Source organism: Bradyrhizobium sp. 142 (genome assembly GCF_023074015.1).
In the GTDB taxonomy this organism is placed as follows: Bacteria; Pseudomonadota; Alphaproteobacteria; order Rhizobiales; family Xanthobacteraceae; genus Bradyrhizobium.
In genome coordinates, this window is sequence record NZ_JADPKQ010000152.1 from 1 (window position 1) to 670 (window position 670).

Below are 670 nucleotides of genomic sequence, written 5' to 3' on the forward strand. Positions count from 1 at the left end.
GTGTGCCGGGCATGCTCAATAGCTCGGAAGTGAAAGTCTTCCACCCAACCTGATGGAGGTGAAGGGTTAGTGAAACGCAAGGGCTGCCGTCGCGAGGCGGGGTCTGAAGGAAGCGTGGATCAAAGGTGCGAGCCGATGAACAAAAACCGGATATGAGGCGCAAGCGTCGGACGAGCGGGCGACACATCGCGAAGTCCAGATCCATCAAGGATGCGAAGCGTAGATCCGGCGGTTGTGCACCGAAGGCGATTGAGCTTACCCCGGGAGATCTGCACGGTGTCGCCCTCGGGCGACTGAGACGGCCGCAAGGCCGTCTGACCACCGGGCAGAGGTCAGCTGAGGGCGTATTAGGTCAGGCTGTCGGCAAAGCTATTGAGGCACTCCAAGGCCGAAAGGTGGAGAAACAGATAGGCAGAGCCGGAAACGATGGCTGAAGGCCCGAACGATTGAGAGAGCAAGTAGGACTGGTATCTCGTGAATAGAAAGCGGCAGAACAACCAGCAAGTGCTGGCCTTGGAACCGAAGGACCGGGGTGAAGCCCCGGCACGCGGCGACGGGGAGACCGAACCATTCATGGCGAAATCAGCCACCGAAAACTCGGCTTTCACAGAACAACTAATGGAGGAGGTGTGCGACCGAGAGAACCTCGAAAGAGCGTGGAAGCGTGTTA

The 670-nt window shown here is 58.5% G+C and carries 1 pseudogene; it reads left to right on the forward strand.

The window, feature by feature from the left end:
• Positions 1-474: 474 nt before the first annotated feature.
• Positions 475-670: pseudogene (locus IVA82_RS14665) on the forward strand (hypothetical protein); the annotation flags it as partial.